At 75.4% G+C, this 565-nt stretch carries 1 pseudogene; it reads left to right on the forward strand.

The features are described from left to right. A pseudogene (locus ACYVE9_RS30345) lies at positions 1-565 on the forward strand (DEAD/DEAH box helicase); the annotation flags it as partial.

Consider the following 565-nt stretch of genomic DNA (forward strand, 5'->3'; position numbering starts at 1 on the left):
GTGCGCGGCGCGCGCCCTGCTGCTGCCCCGGCGCACGCCGGGCCGGCGCACACCGCTGTGGCAGCAGCGCCAGCGCGCCTCCCAGCTGTTGCAGGTCGCCAGCGACTTCGGCTCGTTCCCGATCGTGCTGGAGGCGGTGCGCGAGTGCCTCCAGGACGTCTTCGACGTGCCCGGCCTGGTGGAGCTGATGGGGGACGTGGAGGCGCGGCGGGTGCGGCTGGTGGAGGTCTCCACCCCCGAGCCGTCACCGTTCGCCCGCTCGCTGCTCTTCGGCTACGTCGCGCAGTACCTCTACGAGGGCGACTCACCGTTGGCCGAGCGGCGGGCGGCGGCGCTGTCGCTGGACTCGCGGCTGCTGTCGGAGCTGCTGGGCCGCGCCGAGCTGCGGGAGCTGCTGGACGCGGACGTGGTCGCCGAACTGGAGCAGGAGCTCCAGTGGCGCACCGAGGACCGCCGCGTCAAGGACGTCGAGGCGGTCGCCGACGTGCTGCGCCTGCTGGGCCCGCTGACCGGGGCCGAACTGACCGAGCGGGGCGCCGAGGCCGAGTGGGCGCGCCGGCTCGCC

Source organism: Streptomyces sparsus (assembly GCF_054776295.1).